The 14361-nt window shown below is 67.3% G+C and carries 13 protein-coding genes; all 13 read right to left on the bottom strand.

All coding sequences use genetic code 11. The features are described from left to right. Nucleotides 1–2: 2 nt before the first annotated feature. A complete protein-coding gene (locus EXZ48_RS06035) occupies nt 3–686 on the bottom strand; it encodes a response regulator transcription factor (RefSeq protein ID WP_023514088.1) in 684 nt (227 codons plus the stop codon). 116 nt (nt 687–802) lie between these two features. Then, a complete protein-coding gene (locus EXZ48_RS06030; RefSeq protein WP_050743563.1) occupies nt 803–2377 on the bottom strand; it encodes a Do family serine endopeptidase in 1575 nt (524 codons plus the stop codon). Between the two features lie 132 nt (nt 2378–2509). Next, complete coding sequence (locus EXZ48_RS06025) at nt 2510–2968, bottom strand: cytochrome c-type biogenesis protein (protein WP_130514830.1); 459 nt, start codon at nt 2966–2968, stop codon at nt 2510–2512. Then, a complete protein-coding gene (locus EXZ48_RS06020; RefSeq protein WP_050743562.1) occupies nt 2965–4950 on the bottom strand; it encodes a heme lyase CcmF/NrfE family subunit in 1986 nt (661 codons plus the stop codon). Before EXZ48_RS06020 ends, EXZ48_RS06025 begins: the two co-directional genes overlap by 4 nt. Beyond that, nucleotides 4947–5396, bottom strand: coding sequence for a cytochrome c maturation protein CcmE (ccmE, locus tag EXZ48_RS06015; RefSeq protein WP_023514092.1), 450 nt, complete (start codon nt 5394–5396; stop codon nt 4947–4949). Before ccmE ends, EXZ48_RS06020 begins: the two co-directional genes overlap by 4 nt. Beyond that, a complete protein-coding gene (gene ccmI / locus EXZ48_RS06010; protein WP_130514828.1) occupies nt 5393–6532 on the bottom strand; it encodes a c-type cytochrome biogenesis protein CcmI in 1140 nt (379 codons plus the stop codon). Before ccmI ends, ccmE begins: the two co-directional genes overlap by 4 nt. Nucleotides 6533–6720: 188 nt before the next feature. Then, a complete protein-coding gene (locus EXZ48_RS06005) occupies nt 6721–7152 on the bottom strand; it encodes a putative outer-membrane lipoprotein (protein ID WP_023514094.1) in 432 nt (143 codons plus the stop codon). A gap of 205 nt (nt 7153–7357) precedes the next feature. Continuing rightward, nucleotides 7358–8776, bottom strand: coding sequence for a HAMP domain-containing sensor histidine kinase (locus EXZ48_RS06000; RefSeq protein WP_023514095.1), 1419 nt, complete (start codon nt 8774–8776; stop codon nt 7358–7360). Then, nucleotides 8766–9437 (bottom strand): response regulator transcription factor, encoded by a 672-nt coding sequence (locus EXZ48_RS05995; protein WP_023514096.1) that lies wholly within the window; start codon nt 9435–9437, stop codon nt 8766–8768. The genes EXZ48_RS06000 and EXZ48_RS05995 overlap by 11 nt, the downstream gene beginning before the upstream one ends. A 47-nt stretch (nt 9438–9484) precedes the next feature. Continuing rightward, complete coding sequence (locus EXZ48_RS05990) at nt 9485–9736, bottom strand: hypothetical protein (RefSeq protein ID WP_130514826.1); 252 nt, start codon at nt 9734–9736, stop codon at nt 9485–9487. Between the two features lie 92 nt (nt 9737–9828). Next, the gene (locus EXZ48_RS05985; protein ID WP_023514098.1) at nt 9829–10038 is read right to left on the bottom strand and encodes a hypothetical protein; all 210 of its coding nucleotides are present in this window, start codon (nt 10036–10038) and stop codon (nt 9829–9831) included. Nucleotides 10039–10053: 15 nt separating this feature from the next. Further along, complete coding sequence (locus EXZ48_RS05980) at nt 10054–13899, bottom strand: glycoside hydrolase/phage tail family protein (RefSeq protein WP_130514824.1); 3846 nt, start codon at nt 13897–13899, stop codon at nt 10054–10056. Nucleotides 13900–13902: 3 nt separating this feature from the next. Beyond that, nucleotides 13903–14361, bottom strand: coding sequence for an NlpC/P60 family protein (locus EXZ48_RS05975; protein WP_130515148.1), 459 nt, complete (start codon nt 14359–14361; stop codon nt 13903–13905).

Here is a 14361-nt window from a genome sequence, read left to right as displayed (position 1 = left end):
GGTCAGCCCGCCGCCTCGTCCTTCATCATGTATCCCGCGCCGCGCACGGTGCGCAGCAGCGGCTGGTCGAAGTCCTTCTCGATCTTCGAGCGCAACCGCGAGACATGGACGTCGATGACGTTGGTCTGCGGGTCGAAATGGTAGTCCCAGACATTTTCCAGCAGCATGGTGCGCGTTACGACCTGACCGGCATTCTTCATCAGATACTCGAGCAGGCGGAACTCGCGCGGCTGGAGCAGGATCTCCTTGCCGCCACGCTTGACCGTGTGGGACAGCCGGTCGAGTTCCAGATCGCCGACGCGGTAGACCATGTCCTGCTCCGGCGTACCCTTGCGGCGCCCGAGCACTTCCACACGGGCCAGGAGCTCGCTGAAGGCATAGGGTTTCGGCAGGTAGTCGTCGCCGCCGGCACGCAGCCCCGTCACACGGTCGTCGACCTGGCCGAGTGCGGAGAGGATGAGCACGGGCGTATGGATGTTGCGGCGGCGCAGCTCCGAGATCAGCGACAGGCCGTCGCGGCGCGGCAGCATGCGGTCGATGACAAGGACGTCATAGCTGTTCTCGGTGGCGAGGAAGAGACCGCTTTCACCGTCGCTCGCGTGGTCGAGCACGATGCCCGCCTCGCGAAAGGCCTTCGAGAGATAGGCGGCCGCCTCCAGATCGTCTTCCACAATCAATATCTTCATCGTCAGGACCTTACAGCATGTTCGGCAGGACTTGGCCAGAGCGCCATCGTCCGGATACGGCAGCGCCGCGAAACCTTGCGATTTCGCGGCGCCGTCAAGCGGGATTGCGGAACCGCTCAGCCCTGGTCGATCGGCAGGGCCAGGAAGCGGCTGCCGTCATTGGTCTCGATCTGGAACAGCGCCTTGGAGCGGCCGTCCTTGCGGGCGCCATCGAGAACCTTCACCACGTCGTCGGCCGATTTGACCGGCTGGTTGTTGACCGAGGTGATGCGGTCGCCCTGCTTCAGGCCGCGGTCGCTGGCGTCGGAGTCCGGATCGACGGAGGAAACCGTCAGGCCCTTGTCGTCAGGGGTGACCGAAATGCCGAGATCGGCAAGCGCCTGCTCGGCAGCCGGGGCTTCCGGTTCGGCTTCCTCGGCGCCCGTTGCTGCCTGGATCTGTTCGCCGGCCAGCGTGCCGATCTCGACCGGGATCGTCTCGGACTTGCCGTCACGCCAGACCGAAAGGTCGACCTTCTTGCCGGGCGCGATGTCGGCGACGCGGCGGGCAAGGTCACGCGGATCCTTGATCGGCTCGCCGTCGAGCGCCGTGATCACGTCACCCTTCTTGATGCCGGCCTTGGCGCCGGGCGAATCGGCCTGCGGCTCGACGACCAGCGCACCGGCGGCGTCCGCAAGGCCGAGCGAGTCGGCAATGTCGCGGCTCACCGGCTGGATCTGCACGCCGAGCCAGCCGCGGTCGACCTTGCCGTCCTTCATCAGGTCGGCGACGACGCCCTTGGCGACGGATGCCGGAATGGCGAAGGCGATGCCGACATTGCCGCCCGACGGCGAGAAGATCGCGGTGTTGATACCGACGACCTGGCCGTTGAGGTTGAAGGTCGGGCCGCCTGAATTGCCGCGGTTCACGGCAGCATCCACCTGAAGGTAGTCGTCGTAGGGGCCGGAGCCGATGTCGCGGCCGCGGGCCGAGATGATGCCGGCCGTTACCGTGCCGCCGAGGCCGAACGGGTTGCCGACGGCAACGACCCAGTCGCCGACGCGGATCTGGCTGTCATCGGCGAAGCTCACATAGGTGAACTTGCGCTTGTCCTTCTCCTCGACCTTCAGCACGGCAAGGTCCGTACGGCTGTCCTTGCCGACAAGCTTGGCGTTGAGCTCCGTGCCGTCGTTCATCACGACGGTGAAAGCGCTGCCGTCATTGACCACGTGGTTGTTGGTGACGATGTAGCCGTCTTCGGAGATGAAGAAGCCGGAACCCTGCGAGGTCGGGCGCAGGTGCGGCTTGCGGTCACGGCCGCGACGGTCGCCGCGTTCTCCGAAGCGACGATCCGGCCCACGGTCGCCCTGGAACTGGTCGGGGCCGCCGAATTCACGGAAGAAGCGCTTCAGCGGGTGATCGTCGGGAAGCTCGTCGAGGCCCCGGCCACCGAAGTTGAAGCTGAAATTGCTCTCGTCATTGGCCGGCTTGATGTCGGACTGGACGCGAACGGAAACGACGGCCGGCGAGACGGCCTCCACGACATCGGCGAAGCTCGCAACCTGCGGCCCCTGCACCGACACGGCTTGTGCAAAACTCTCGGTGACGCGCGCGGGAATGCCGGTGGCAAGCATGACGGCCGCAAGCCCGGCGACGGTGGTCGTCCTCAGGACGGTCTTGAGACCCGGACGGAATGCGGAAATCTTGGACATTCTTTGCACCTTTTCTCTCACTTCATGGCTGCGTTTGGCAGCGGATGAGCAAGAGATAGGCGCCTGCACATTACAGCACACTATCCGCCGCATGAATTTTTGGTAATGTTGGACAATTCCGGGCGCGGACGCCTATTCCCTCTTGAGGGCGCGTTCCAGTTCTGCTTTTTCCGCCTCGGAAAGCGGTGTCCCCGTCGGCTTTCCGCCGCGCTTGCGCACGAAGAGCACCATCGCTGCCGCGCCCGCGAGGAAGAGCACGATCGGCGCGCCCCACAGGAGCAGCGTCTCGCCGCGCAGCCGCGGGTTCAGCAGCACGAACTCGCCATAGCGCGAGACGACGTATTCGATCACCGCCTCGTCGCTGTCGCCGTTCTTCAGCCGCTCGCGCACGAGAAGCCTTAGGTCGCGGGCAAGCTCCGCATTGGAATCATCGATCGACTGGTTCTGGCAGACCATGCAGCGCAGCTCGGCCGAAAGCGCGCGCGCGCGCGCCTCCAGTGCCGGATCGGACAGCACCTCGTCCGGATTGACCGCAAAGGCGGGAGTCGCGGCGAGCAGGAAGGCCGAGGCGAGGAGCAGGCGGCGCATCATTCCGCCGCCTCCAGCACAGGCTTGACCTTGCGCACCTTCTGCGGCGCGCCGACGCGCAGTCGCCGGTCGCACAGGGAGACGATGCCACCCGCCATCATGATCAGCGTGCCGATCCAGATGCAGAGGATCATCGGCTTCCACCAGACCCGCACGACGATGCCGCCGTCGGCCATCGCATCGCCGAGCGAAACATAGAGCTGGCTGAGCCCGAAGGTGCGGATGCCCGCTTCCGTCGTCGGCATGCGGCGAGCGGTATAGAGCCGCTTGGACGACCAGACGTCGGTAACGACGACACCGCCACGCGCCACCGTGAAGTGGCCGGATTCCTCGGAATAGTTCGGCCCCTGCCCGCGGCGCATGCCGTCGAAAGTCAGCGTATAACCGCCAGCCTCGATCTGCATGCCGGGCTTCATCTCGACGACATGCTCCGTCTCGAAGGCCGTCACCGCGATGACGCCGACGACCGTCACGCCGACACCGATATGCGCGAGCGCCGTGCCGAAGGCCGAGCCCGGCAGGCCGATGAAGCGGCGGAAGGCGACATTGCGCGCCACCTTGCCGACGCCGGCGCGCAGCCACAGGTCGGTAATCGCACCGGCGATCATGTAAAAGCCGATGGCAAGGCCGAAATAGGCAAGCACCGGCCCGCCGTTCTGGATGTAGAGGACCACCGCCGCGAAGACGAGGCCGATTCCCGCCGCCGCAAAGAGGCGCTGGCCGGCGGCAAACACGTCGCCCCGCTTCCAGGCAAGCAGCGGACCGAACGGCACCGCCAGCAACAGCGGCAGCATCAGGAGGCCGAAGGTGAGGTTGAAGAAGGGCGGGCCGACGGAGATTTTTTCGCCCGTAAGCGCCTCAAGCACCAGCGGATAGAGCGTGCCGGTCAGCACCGTCGCCGCCGCGGTCGTCAGGATCAGGTTGTTGAGAACGAGCGCGCCTTCGCGCGAGATCGGCGCGAAAAGTCCGCCGGCCTTCAGCGTCGCCGCCCGGAAGGCGAAGAGCGACAGCGCGCCCCCGATGAAGAAGACGAGGATGGCGAGGATGAAGACGCCGCGCGTCGGATCGGTCGCGAAGGCATGCACCGAGGTGAGCACACCGGATCGCACCAGGAAGGTGCCGAGCAGCGACATGGAGAAGGTGAGGATCGCCAGCAGCACCGTCCAGATCTTCAGCGCCTCGCGCTTTTCCATGACGAGCGCCGAATGCAGCAGCGCCGTGCCGGCGAGCCAGGGAATGAAGGAGGCGTTCTCCACCGGGTCCCAGAACCACCAGCCGCCCCAGCCGAGTTCGTAATAGGCCCAGTAGGAGCCCATCGCGATGCCGGCGGTGAGGAAGCTCCAGGCTGCCAGCGTCCACGGCCGCACCCAGCGCGCCCAGGCCGCGTCGATCCGCCCGTCGATCAGCGCCGCGATGGCGAAGGAGAAGCTGACGGAAAAGCCGACGTAACCGAGATAGAGCAGCGGCGGGTGGATGGCGAGGCCGATATCCTGCAGCACCGGATTGAGGTCCTGCCCCTCGGCGGGCGCCGGCTGGAGCCGCAGGAACGGGTTGGAGGTAAGCAGGATGAACAGCGCGAAGGCGGTCGAGATGAGGCCCTGCACGGCCAGCACATTGGCGCGCAGTCGCTCCGGCAGATTGGCGCCGAAGGTGGCGACGAGCGCGCTGAAGAAGACGAGGATGAGGAGCCAGAGCAGCATCGAGCCCTCATGGTTCCCCCAGACCCCGGTGATCTTGTAGATCATCGGCTTCAGCGAGTGCGAATTCTCCCAGACATTGCCGACCGAGAAATCCGAGACGACATAGGCGAAGGTCAGCACCGAGAAGGAGAAGAGCACGAGGAGGAAGCCGGCCATGGCCGCGGCGGGCGCCACGGCCATCAGCGCGCGGTCATTGCGGATCGTGCCGACCAGCGGCAGGATCGACTGGACGATGACGGTCGCCAGCGCGAGGATCAGGGCATAGTGTCCAAGCTCGATGATCATTTGATCGTTTCCTTGCCGGAAAGTTCGACGCCCTGCGCCTTCAGGCGGTCCGCGACGTCCTTGGGCATGTAGGTCTCGTCATGCTTGGCGAGCACCGTGTCGGCGATAAAGAGTCCGTCCGTACCGAAGGCGCCTTCCGCCACCACGCCCTGTCCCTCCCGGAAGAGGTCCGGCAGGATGCCCGTATAGGTCACCGGCACCGTCGAGAGCGTATCCGTCACCGTAAAGGTGATGGTGGAGCCCTCGCCGCGCTTGACCGTGCCGGCCTCCACGAGCCCGCCGAGGCGGATGCGCGTTCCCGGCGGGACATTGGCCTTGGCAAGGTCGCCGGGCACATAGAAATAGGCGATGGACTGGCTGAAGGCGAACATGACGAGCAGCACCGCCGCCACCAGGAAGGCGATACCGCCGCTTATCACTGCCAGACGTTTCTGCTTGCGAGTCATGGTCCGCTGCCCTCAGCCGAAATCGATAGGTCCCGGGCAAGCGCCAGAAGCTGTTTGCCGTTGTCGCTGTCGGCCGGGAAGGTCTTCAGCGCCGTCTGTAACGCGGCTTCGGCCTTCGGCCTTTGATCCAGCACAACATAGGAACGGATGATGCGCGTCCATCCTTCGATATTATCAGGGTTCTCCTGAAGTTTCGCCGCAAGGCTCTCCACCATGCCGGCGATCATCTGCTGGCGGTCGCCCGCCGACAGATCCTGCGCCGCCGCCACGTCGTCGGCGGTCGGATTGCCGAGGGCGCCGGCAACCGCCCCGCCCTCTCCCCCGGCAAGCCCGGCTATATGCCGGTTGACGAGCGGCAGCCAGGGCGCATCGGCCGGCGCTTCCTTCACCATTGCCTCGAAGGCGGCGCGCGCCTCGGCGCGCTTGCCCTCCTGCTCCAGCGCCAGCGCCAGATAGTATTCGGCACGCGGATTGTCCGCCTTCAGCGCCAGCGACTGCTCCAGCCGGGCACGCGCCTCGGCGGTCACGATGCCGTTCGACTGGGCGATCAGCGTTTCCGCATAGCCGTCCAGCCGTTCCGGCGTCGGCCCGAGCAGGCGGATCGCCTGGGAGAAGGCATTTGCCGCATCCTCCACCCGGCCGCTGCGATAGTAGATCGGCGCCAGAAGATCCCAGCCCGCGCCGTCGTCCGGATTGCGCGCCAGGTGGTTCTCCGCCTTGGCGATCAGGACGGAAATGTCGTTGCCGGGATTGGCAAGGCGCTCTGCGAGCGGCTGGGCCGGAAGATCCGGCCGGCCGGTCGCGATGTAAAGACAGAGCCCGATGGCGGGCAGAAGGAGGATCACGAAAGCCTGCGCCAGCCGGTTTCTGCGCTCGGCGGGGCTTGCCCTGCCCTTCGCCTCGGCCTTGCTGGCGGCGATCAGCCGGCGCGCGACCTCCGCGCGGGCAAGCTCGGCCTCGGTCGCGCCGATAAGCCCGGTCGCCTCGTCGCGCCTCAGTTCTTCAAGCTGGTCGCGATAGACCTCGACGTCATGGCCGGCATCGTCCGCGGCCACCACGGGGCGGCGCAGCAAGGGGAGAAGGAGGACGGCGGCCACGGCTGCCGTCATGATGGCGACGAGAATCCAGAAAAACATGACCGTTCAAATACTGGAACGCGCGAACGTTTCCAATTCCCCAGGGAACGATGACGTGAATTTGAGGCGTTTCGCCGCAACCGTCGAACGATCAGGCTTGCGTTTGCGCATTTCCAGCCGAAACGGCGCCGATCAGGGCGAAAGGCCTCGCATCCTTCCGGCAACGGGAGGCCGCCGGAAACAGGAGGCTATGACAGCGGTGCCCAGGCTCCGTCCGCATTGCGGCAGGCCGCGCCGCGCGTCGCGGTGTCCCGGCCCTCTACGGTCACCGTATGGCTGTACTGCCGGCAGTTCTGCGAGCCGACCTGATAGGGCGCAGCCGCGACCACCGATCCGCCGACGCCCTTGCCCTGCCAGACGACGGGCTGGCCGCCGGGCGCCGCTTCCAGCGCGCGGTATTCGGCTTCCAGCGCCCGCTGCATATCCGCCTTGGAGAGCTGGGCGCCACCGGCATTGCGGCTGACGAGCCCACCCTGCAGCGCCGTGATGTAAACACCCGCACCGGCTGCAACAGGCTTACCACCGGTGCCGGCCGCGCCGCCCGATGTGGTCGTGCATCCCGAAACCGTCGCTGTTGCCAGAAGGAAGGGGAAAAAGGCGCCGCGCAAACCCGTCTTCATCCGCTGGGACCGTCTCTCTTCATGAGAGAGCGCCTTCACCCGCCGGCGAAAACGCTCTAGCTTTCCGTTTCCACGCAAACGCGGTTGCAAAACCGCCGCGCGCTCCTGTTGGTCTGGTCCCGGAAGCGACACGCCCTCCCGGCACTTCGTCCACGTCGCGATCCTCATATTCGCGAGCCCCTCCCTTGTTGCATTGTCCGCCGCCTCAGGCAACATCCTTTGTGACGGCCGGCAGCACGAGCCGCGCCAGCAACCCGCCGCGCGGTCCGCGCGAAAGCCCGAAGGTTCCCTGGTACTCCGAGGCGATCTCGCTGACGATGGAGAGGCCGAGCCCGGTGCCCGGCTTGCTCTCGTCGAGCCGCTTGCCGCGTTTCATCGCCTCGCGAATCTCGTCCGGCTCCAGCCCCGGCCCGTCGTCCTCCACCTCGATGACGATCCAGTTCTTGCGCGCATCGTCGTTGCCGCGCACCTCGGCGGGCGCCATGGAGGCGCGCACGGCCACCGTCGTGCGGGCGTACCGCGCGGCATTCTCCAGGAGGTTGCCGACGGTTTCCTCGACATCCTGCTGTTCCATCGCCAGAACCAGCCCGGGCGGGTCGACGGTCAGCGGAAACTGCCGCTCGGCATTGAGCCGCCGCATCACGCGCACCAGCCGCTCCAGAACGGCCTGCGTCTCGGTGCGTGCCAGCACGGATTCGCGCTGGGCGGCGATGCGGGCGCGGTTGAGATAGGATTGCACCTGGCTCTGCATGGCTTCGGCCTGCGTGCGGACGAGATCGCCCTGCGGGGCGGCGAGCAGCCGCGCCTCATTGAGGAGAACCGCAATCGGCGTCTTCAGGGAGTGCGCAAGGTTGCCGACCTGCATGCGCGCCCGCTCGACGATGCGCCGGTTGCTGTCGATCAGCGCATTCACCTCGCTCGCGAGCGGCAGGATTTCCCGCGGGAAATCGCCGTCGAGCTGCTCGCTCTCCCCCGCGCGGATCTTCTCCAGTGCCTTGCGCGCCCGGTCGAGCGGCTTCAGGCCGATAAGGATCGCCGCCGCGTTGAGAAGCAGGCTGCCCACGCCGAAGCCGGCCAGCGCCAGATAGAGGCTCCCGGAGAAGTCATCGATATCGCCCTCCAGCACATCGCGGTTGCCGATGACGCGGAAGCGTGCCGTGCGCCCCTCATCGTCGAGCACCACTTCCGTCTCGCCCACCTCCACCTCGTTACCGAAGGAGTCGATGGTCGTATAGAAGCGCTCGTAGCGCGTATCGAAGGGGATGCTGTCGGTATCGGGAATGGGGATGCTCCCCGTTCCGAGCGAGGAAGAGGTCAGCGTCTCGCTCGCCAATGCCCCGCCGATCGGCTCGACCACCCAGTACCAGCCCGATTGCGGCTGGAAGAAGCGCAGGTCCCCGAGCTGCGGCGTGCCGGTCAGCCGCGTCTCCTCGTCCGCCGAAACGGAATTGATGACGTTGTAGAGCTGCGCGCGCAAAAGATCGCGAAAACTCTTCTCCGCGCTCTGGCGGTAGAGCGTCGAGATGACGACGGCGATGACGATGAGCGCGACCGCTGCCCAGAGCGAGGCGAGAAGAAGAACGCGGAAAGTGAGCGAGCGGGAGCGCCTGGCCTTATTTGCCATTGGCGGGGGCTTGCATCCGGTAGCCGAGGCCGCGCACGGTCTCGATCAGGTCGACGCCGATCTTCTTGCGCAGGCGCCCGACGAAAACCTCGATCGTATTGGAATCACGGTCGAAATCCTGATCGTACATGTGCTCGACCAGTTCCGTGCGCGATACCACCTCGCCCATATGGTGCATGAGGTAGGAAAGCAGCCGGTATTCATGCGAGGTCAGCTTCAGCGTCTCGCCGTTGACGGTCGCCTTGGAGCCCTTCGTGTCGAGCCGCACCGGCCCGCAGACGATGTCAGGGCTCGCATGGCCCGCCGCGCGGCGGATCAGCGCGCGGATGCGGGCCAGCACCTCCTCGACATGGAAGGGCTTGGCGACATAGTCGTCGGCGCCGGCATCGATACCGGCCACCTTGTCGCTCCAGCGGTCGCGGGCGGTGAGGATGAGGACAGGCATCGTCTTGCCGTCGGCACGCCACTTTTCAAGAACGGTGATCCCGTCCATTTCCGGCAGGCCGATATCGAGGATGATGGCGTCATAGGGTTCGGTATCGCCGAGATAGTGGCCTTCCTCGCCATCGAAGGCCTGGTCCACCACATAGCCTGATTCCTTCAAGGCCTCGCTGAGCTGCCGGCTCAGGTTGACATCGTCCTCGACCACCAGGATGCGCATTCGCCCTCTTTCCTATCTCACTCATTCCATCACGAACGCCGAAGGCCTTACATCGGCACGCGCACGGTCACCTTGCGCGGCCGGGCATTGCCCTTGCCGGGCACGAGCACCGTCACCACGCAGGTATCGCCCTTCGGCTGCGCCGAGAGCAGTTCGCCCCCCGTCTGGGAAACCACCTGCGCAGCCGCGTCGCTGCAATCGCCGGCGACCTCGACGACGCTCCGTGCAGTGCCCGTCTCGACGGGACCCGGGAGGATCATGCTGGCCGCAAGGGCGGTTATGAGAAGTGGCGAGGCCATGAATGTACTTTCGGGTGTGGATCAGTGTGATGCAAGCAATAAACGATCCACGCTGAATGGCAAATGAATGCCTTGTGGATCATCAAGCCGCCTCACCGCACGCGCCGGCGCGCCAAAATCCGCCCGTAGAGCGCCACAAGCCCGCCCAGCGTGCCCACCGCCGCCACGAGGAGATCGGCCAGTTCCCCCTCGTCCCCGGCCGTCACCTCGACACCCGCTGCATTGGCAAGCGAAGCGAGGATCGCGACCAGCGCCCCCCAGACGGTGCGCGACTGATACCAGGCTTTCGCGTCGTCATTCATCGGAGTTCCTTTCCGTCAAAGGGTGATCGTCGCGCGTGCCGGCAGGCCGAGCGGGATGGCCCGGCCGAGCTGGCGCACGCGGATGGAGAGCGCCGCCTGCGGCGCCCCGAAATCGGCAAGCTCCTGGACAACGGGATAGGTGAAGGCCGGCGCCGAGGTCTCGACGCTTCGCACCGCGGTCTCGCCCGAGAGGATATCGAGACGGTAGGCCTCCACCGGCTCGTCGAGCGGGATCTCGGCAGCCAGCCAGCTGTCCGAATCGATCCGCCCGCGCCGGATCCACGAGAGGCGCACGGCACCGTCGAGGTTCCGCTGGCCGCGCAGATGCACCGGTGCCAGGGGCGTCAGCGCCCGCTCCCCGCCGGCAAAGACGAACGGTCCCGCCTGCCCCGGCGTCATGCCGACAGGCTCGACCAGCCAGTTCGATGGCCGCCCCACCTCCTCCACGTCGAGGCCGAGCGGCACGACGGCATCGTCCAGCACCACCGCCCGCGCGTCCGCTGCATGGCCGGACACCATGGCGTCCTCCGTACCATGGAGGGCACGCAGCAGCCCGGTGAGCCGCCACCGCCCCGGCGCGATCTCGCTCGCCCCGGCAAAGCCGATAATTTCCCAGGCCCCGTTGCCGGCCCTGATCGCAAGCCGGTTGGCGCCGTTCAGCATGGCAAGCGTCTCCACCGAGGAAAGCCCGCCGAAGGGCAGGTCGAGCACGACCGCCCGCCCCGGATCGAACCGCCCGACGACGCCCGCCGCCAGCGGTGCGACCAACGTGCCGATCCGCGCCGGCCGGTCCAGCCGCACGCGGCTGCGGTAGCCCTCGCTGCCTCCGGAACTCGACACGATCATCGATCGCCACGGCTGCGCATAGGCTGCGACACGCGCAAAGTCCTGCGCCCTGCCCGACCCGAGGACCGGCAGATCGAGAAAAACGACGTCCGGCGCAAAGCCATCGCCCGGCCCCGGTCCCGCGCCGCCGACCGGCCGCCCGCGGCCGTCCAGCAGCAATGGCGCCGGGCTTTCCCCGGCCGCGATCGCCCGCGCCTCCACCTCGCGCACCAGCCCGTCGGTGACGCCGGTGACGAGGAAGCGCCCTTCCGGCCCGTCGGCCAGCCGCACGATGTCGCCCGGCGTCACGCCCATCGCCGTCGGCGGCAGGCGGAAGGTGAGGCGCCGCTGCCCGGCCCGCTGGTCGCGGAGCGCCGCCTCGACGCTTGCCGCGGCCGCCCCCGCATGCAGCACCGCCGGCAGCGCCAGCCGCAGCACGCGATTGTTCTCCCCCGCCATGCGGCGCGAGCGCGCCGTCACGCGCGCATAGGTGCCCGAATCGTCGAAATGGTCGAGGATCGCCTCGCCCGCAAAATCGCTGAGATGCCCGCGGCTCTCCTCGAACAGCGCCTCCTCCGGCCGTTCGGCAAGCACGCTGATCTGCGCCGGTGGCAATGCAGATTTCAGCCGCGAGCGGAAGACGAGCCTGCCGTTCGCCTCCAGCGCATCGATCTGGAACGCCTCCATCAGCGGCTCGATCAGGGCGCGCGCCGAGGTCTGGTCGGCCTGTACGAAACCGGAAAGATCCCCCGCGACGCCCGAGACGTCGAAATCGTGAAAACCGTGATCCTTCAGGATGGCCGCGATCACATCCGCCACCGTCCCGGCCCCGAGCCGCGCGTTCAGCCAGTGCCCGCGCTGCCAGTTGAGCCCGTCCGACCAGAGCGCCGTGTCCTCGGGAAAGGCCGGATAGGGCCGTGCATCCCAGGTCCAGACGAAGACATGGCCCGGATCGACCATGCCCGCCTCCGGCCCGTCGCCCTGCCACCAGCCGTGATGCACATCGAGAAAGCGCCGCTGAATGCTGTCATTGCGCGCGCCACCGGAATGATAGGGCAGCGCGTTTTCCGAGCTCTTCGGATCGACGAAGACGTTCGGCTGGTTCGGTCCCTTGTCGACCGCCGGGCAGCCGAGTTCGGTGAACCAGATCGGCTTGGAACGCGGCACCCAGGCCGTGTGGCCAGAGAGTTCCGCTCCGCCCGGTCCCCGCTCGTAGTGGCGGTTGCCCCACCAGCTCTCGAGGTCCTTGTAGCGGAACACCCAGGGCTTTCCCGCCATGCCGTCGGTGATAAGCACACGCTCGCGCGCCACCCGCGCCGCCGCGTCGGGGTAATACCAGTCGAAACCTTCCCCGCCCGCGATCATGGCGCGCATGGCTGCCATGTCCTCGCAGTGGCGGAACCCGTCCGGATTGCCGGCCAGCGTATCGGCATTCTGCCAGTCGGACAGCGGCATGTAGTTGTCGATGCCGACGGCATCGATCGCCGGGGACGCCCAGAGCGGGTCGAGATGGTAGCGCACTTCGCCGCTGCCGTCCGGCGGCTGGTAGCCGAAATATTCGCTCCAGTCCGCACCGTAGGTGATCTTCGTACCCGGTCTGAGGATCGCGCGCACGTCGCCCGCAAGTGTGCCAAGCGTGTCGACGAAGGGAAAGGCCCCGCTCCCGTCGCGCAGCCATGTCAGCCCGCGCATTTCCGAGCCGATCAGGAACCCGTCCACCCCGCCGGCGGCCTCCGCCAGCAGCGCATAATGCAGGATCAGCCGCCGGAACCCCTCGTCGCCGGTCGGCCCGGTGATCGTCTCGCCGGAAACGGCAAAACTCCCCGCCCCGGCCGCGCCGACGAATGCGTTCACCTGATTGCGCGCCAAAACTGTCCCGTCGGCCGATGGCGGATGGCAGGTGACGCGCCCGCGCCAGGGATAGGGCGCCTGCCGCGCGCCGCCGTAGGGATCCGGCAGCGTGTTATCGATCGGCACGTCCATCATCAGGAACGGGTAGAGATAGACCTCGATCGCCCGCGCCTTCAGGTCGCGGATGGCCGCGATCACGCTCGCATCCGAGGGCGTGCCGCCATAGGCCGGCCGACCCTCGACCCGGCTGACCACATAGGCGTCTTCGCGTGCGATGCCGGAAACCGTCCACGGCTTGCTCTCCTCCTGCCGGGCGGATGCCTCCACCCCCGGCAGGATGCGGCACTGGCCGGCCCGAAGGTCCGTGCCGAACCAGGCGACCACCAGCCCGACCCGTTCGAGGCCGGGGCACAGCGCCTGCAACTCGTCGATCGAGGCCACCCAGTCCGTCGCCGCCACCAGCGTGTTGCGGTTCATGTTGCGCGCCTTGCCGGCCGCGATCTTCTCCGTCACCAGTTGCGGGTCGTAGCCGTGTTCGCTCGAACCCGGAATGAGCGTCACCGCCCGCACCTTGCCCTCCAGCGAGCCGACCGGCCTCAGCACCTCGAACTGCAGGATGGGGATACGGTTGCCGAACGTGTCGAGCGGCAGCCGCTCGAAGACGACATAGGCAAGTCCGCGATAGGCCGGCGCATTGCCCGCCCCCTGCTTGGCGAGAATCAGCGGATCGGGCGCCTGGTCGGCGGTGCCGCGATGGACGCGCATCTCGATGCCTGTCAGGTCGATCTCCCGCCCATCCGCGAAGACGCGCCTTATGCCGGCGATCGGCCCCTCGCACACGCCGACGGCGAAATTGGCGAAGTAGCTGAAGGTCTCGACCCGCGGCCCGCTCGCCTTGCCGCCCGCGCGCTCGACGGAGACGTCCTCCTCGAAGCGCGTCGCCCAGATCAGCGTGCCGCCGACACGCGCCGTGCCGTAGACGCGGCTCATCGCCGTGCCTTCCTCGGCCCCCGGAACGCGCCCGTCGTTCAGCCGCGCACCCGGGATCTTCGTCATGCCGCCCAGCAGCGAGCGGTCGACCGCCGAGCCCGCCAGTGCCCCGACGGCCCGGCCCAGCATGGCGCCGAACGGCCCGAAGAGGCCGCCGAGCGTCGCGCCCGCGGCCTGGAAGAGAAGTGTCGCCATGGATCAGGAAATCTCCGGAAAGCGGAAGACGCCGGCGATCCGCCGCCGCCATGCGGGCACGAGCGGCGATTCGATCACCGCCGCCTGCTCATAGGCATGGATGAAACGCGCGTCGGGCGCCGCGATGCCGGCATGTTTGGCCGCCACCCCTGCCCGCCAGCGAAAGATCAGGATATCGCCCGGCCGCAGCGCCGCCGCAGGCAGCGCCGCCCCGCAATGCCGTGCCGCCGCTTCCAGCAGCCGCTCCGCGCCCGCCCGCTCCGCCCAGTCCGCGGCATAGGCGCCTGGCATTTCCGGCTCCGCCCCGTAAAGCTCCCGCCAGACCCCGCGTACCAGCCCGAGGCAATCGCAACCGACCCCCTTCAGCGCGCCCTGATGCCGGTAGGGCGTGCCGATGAAGCTGCGGGCGATGGTGACGACGCGCGCGCCGGTATCCTGCCCCTGCCCCTCATCCCCCAGCAT

The organism is Shinella sp. JR1-6, from assembly GCF_004284735.1.
GTDB lineage: Bacteria > Pseudomonadota > Alphaproteobacteria > Rhizobiales > Rhizobiaceae > Shinella.
The sequence above is the reverse complement of the archived record's forward strand: the minus strand, read 5'-3'. Positions and strand labels throughout refer to the sequence as shown.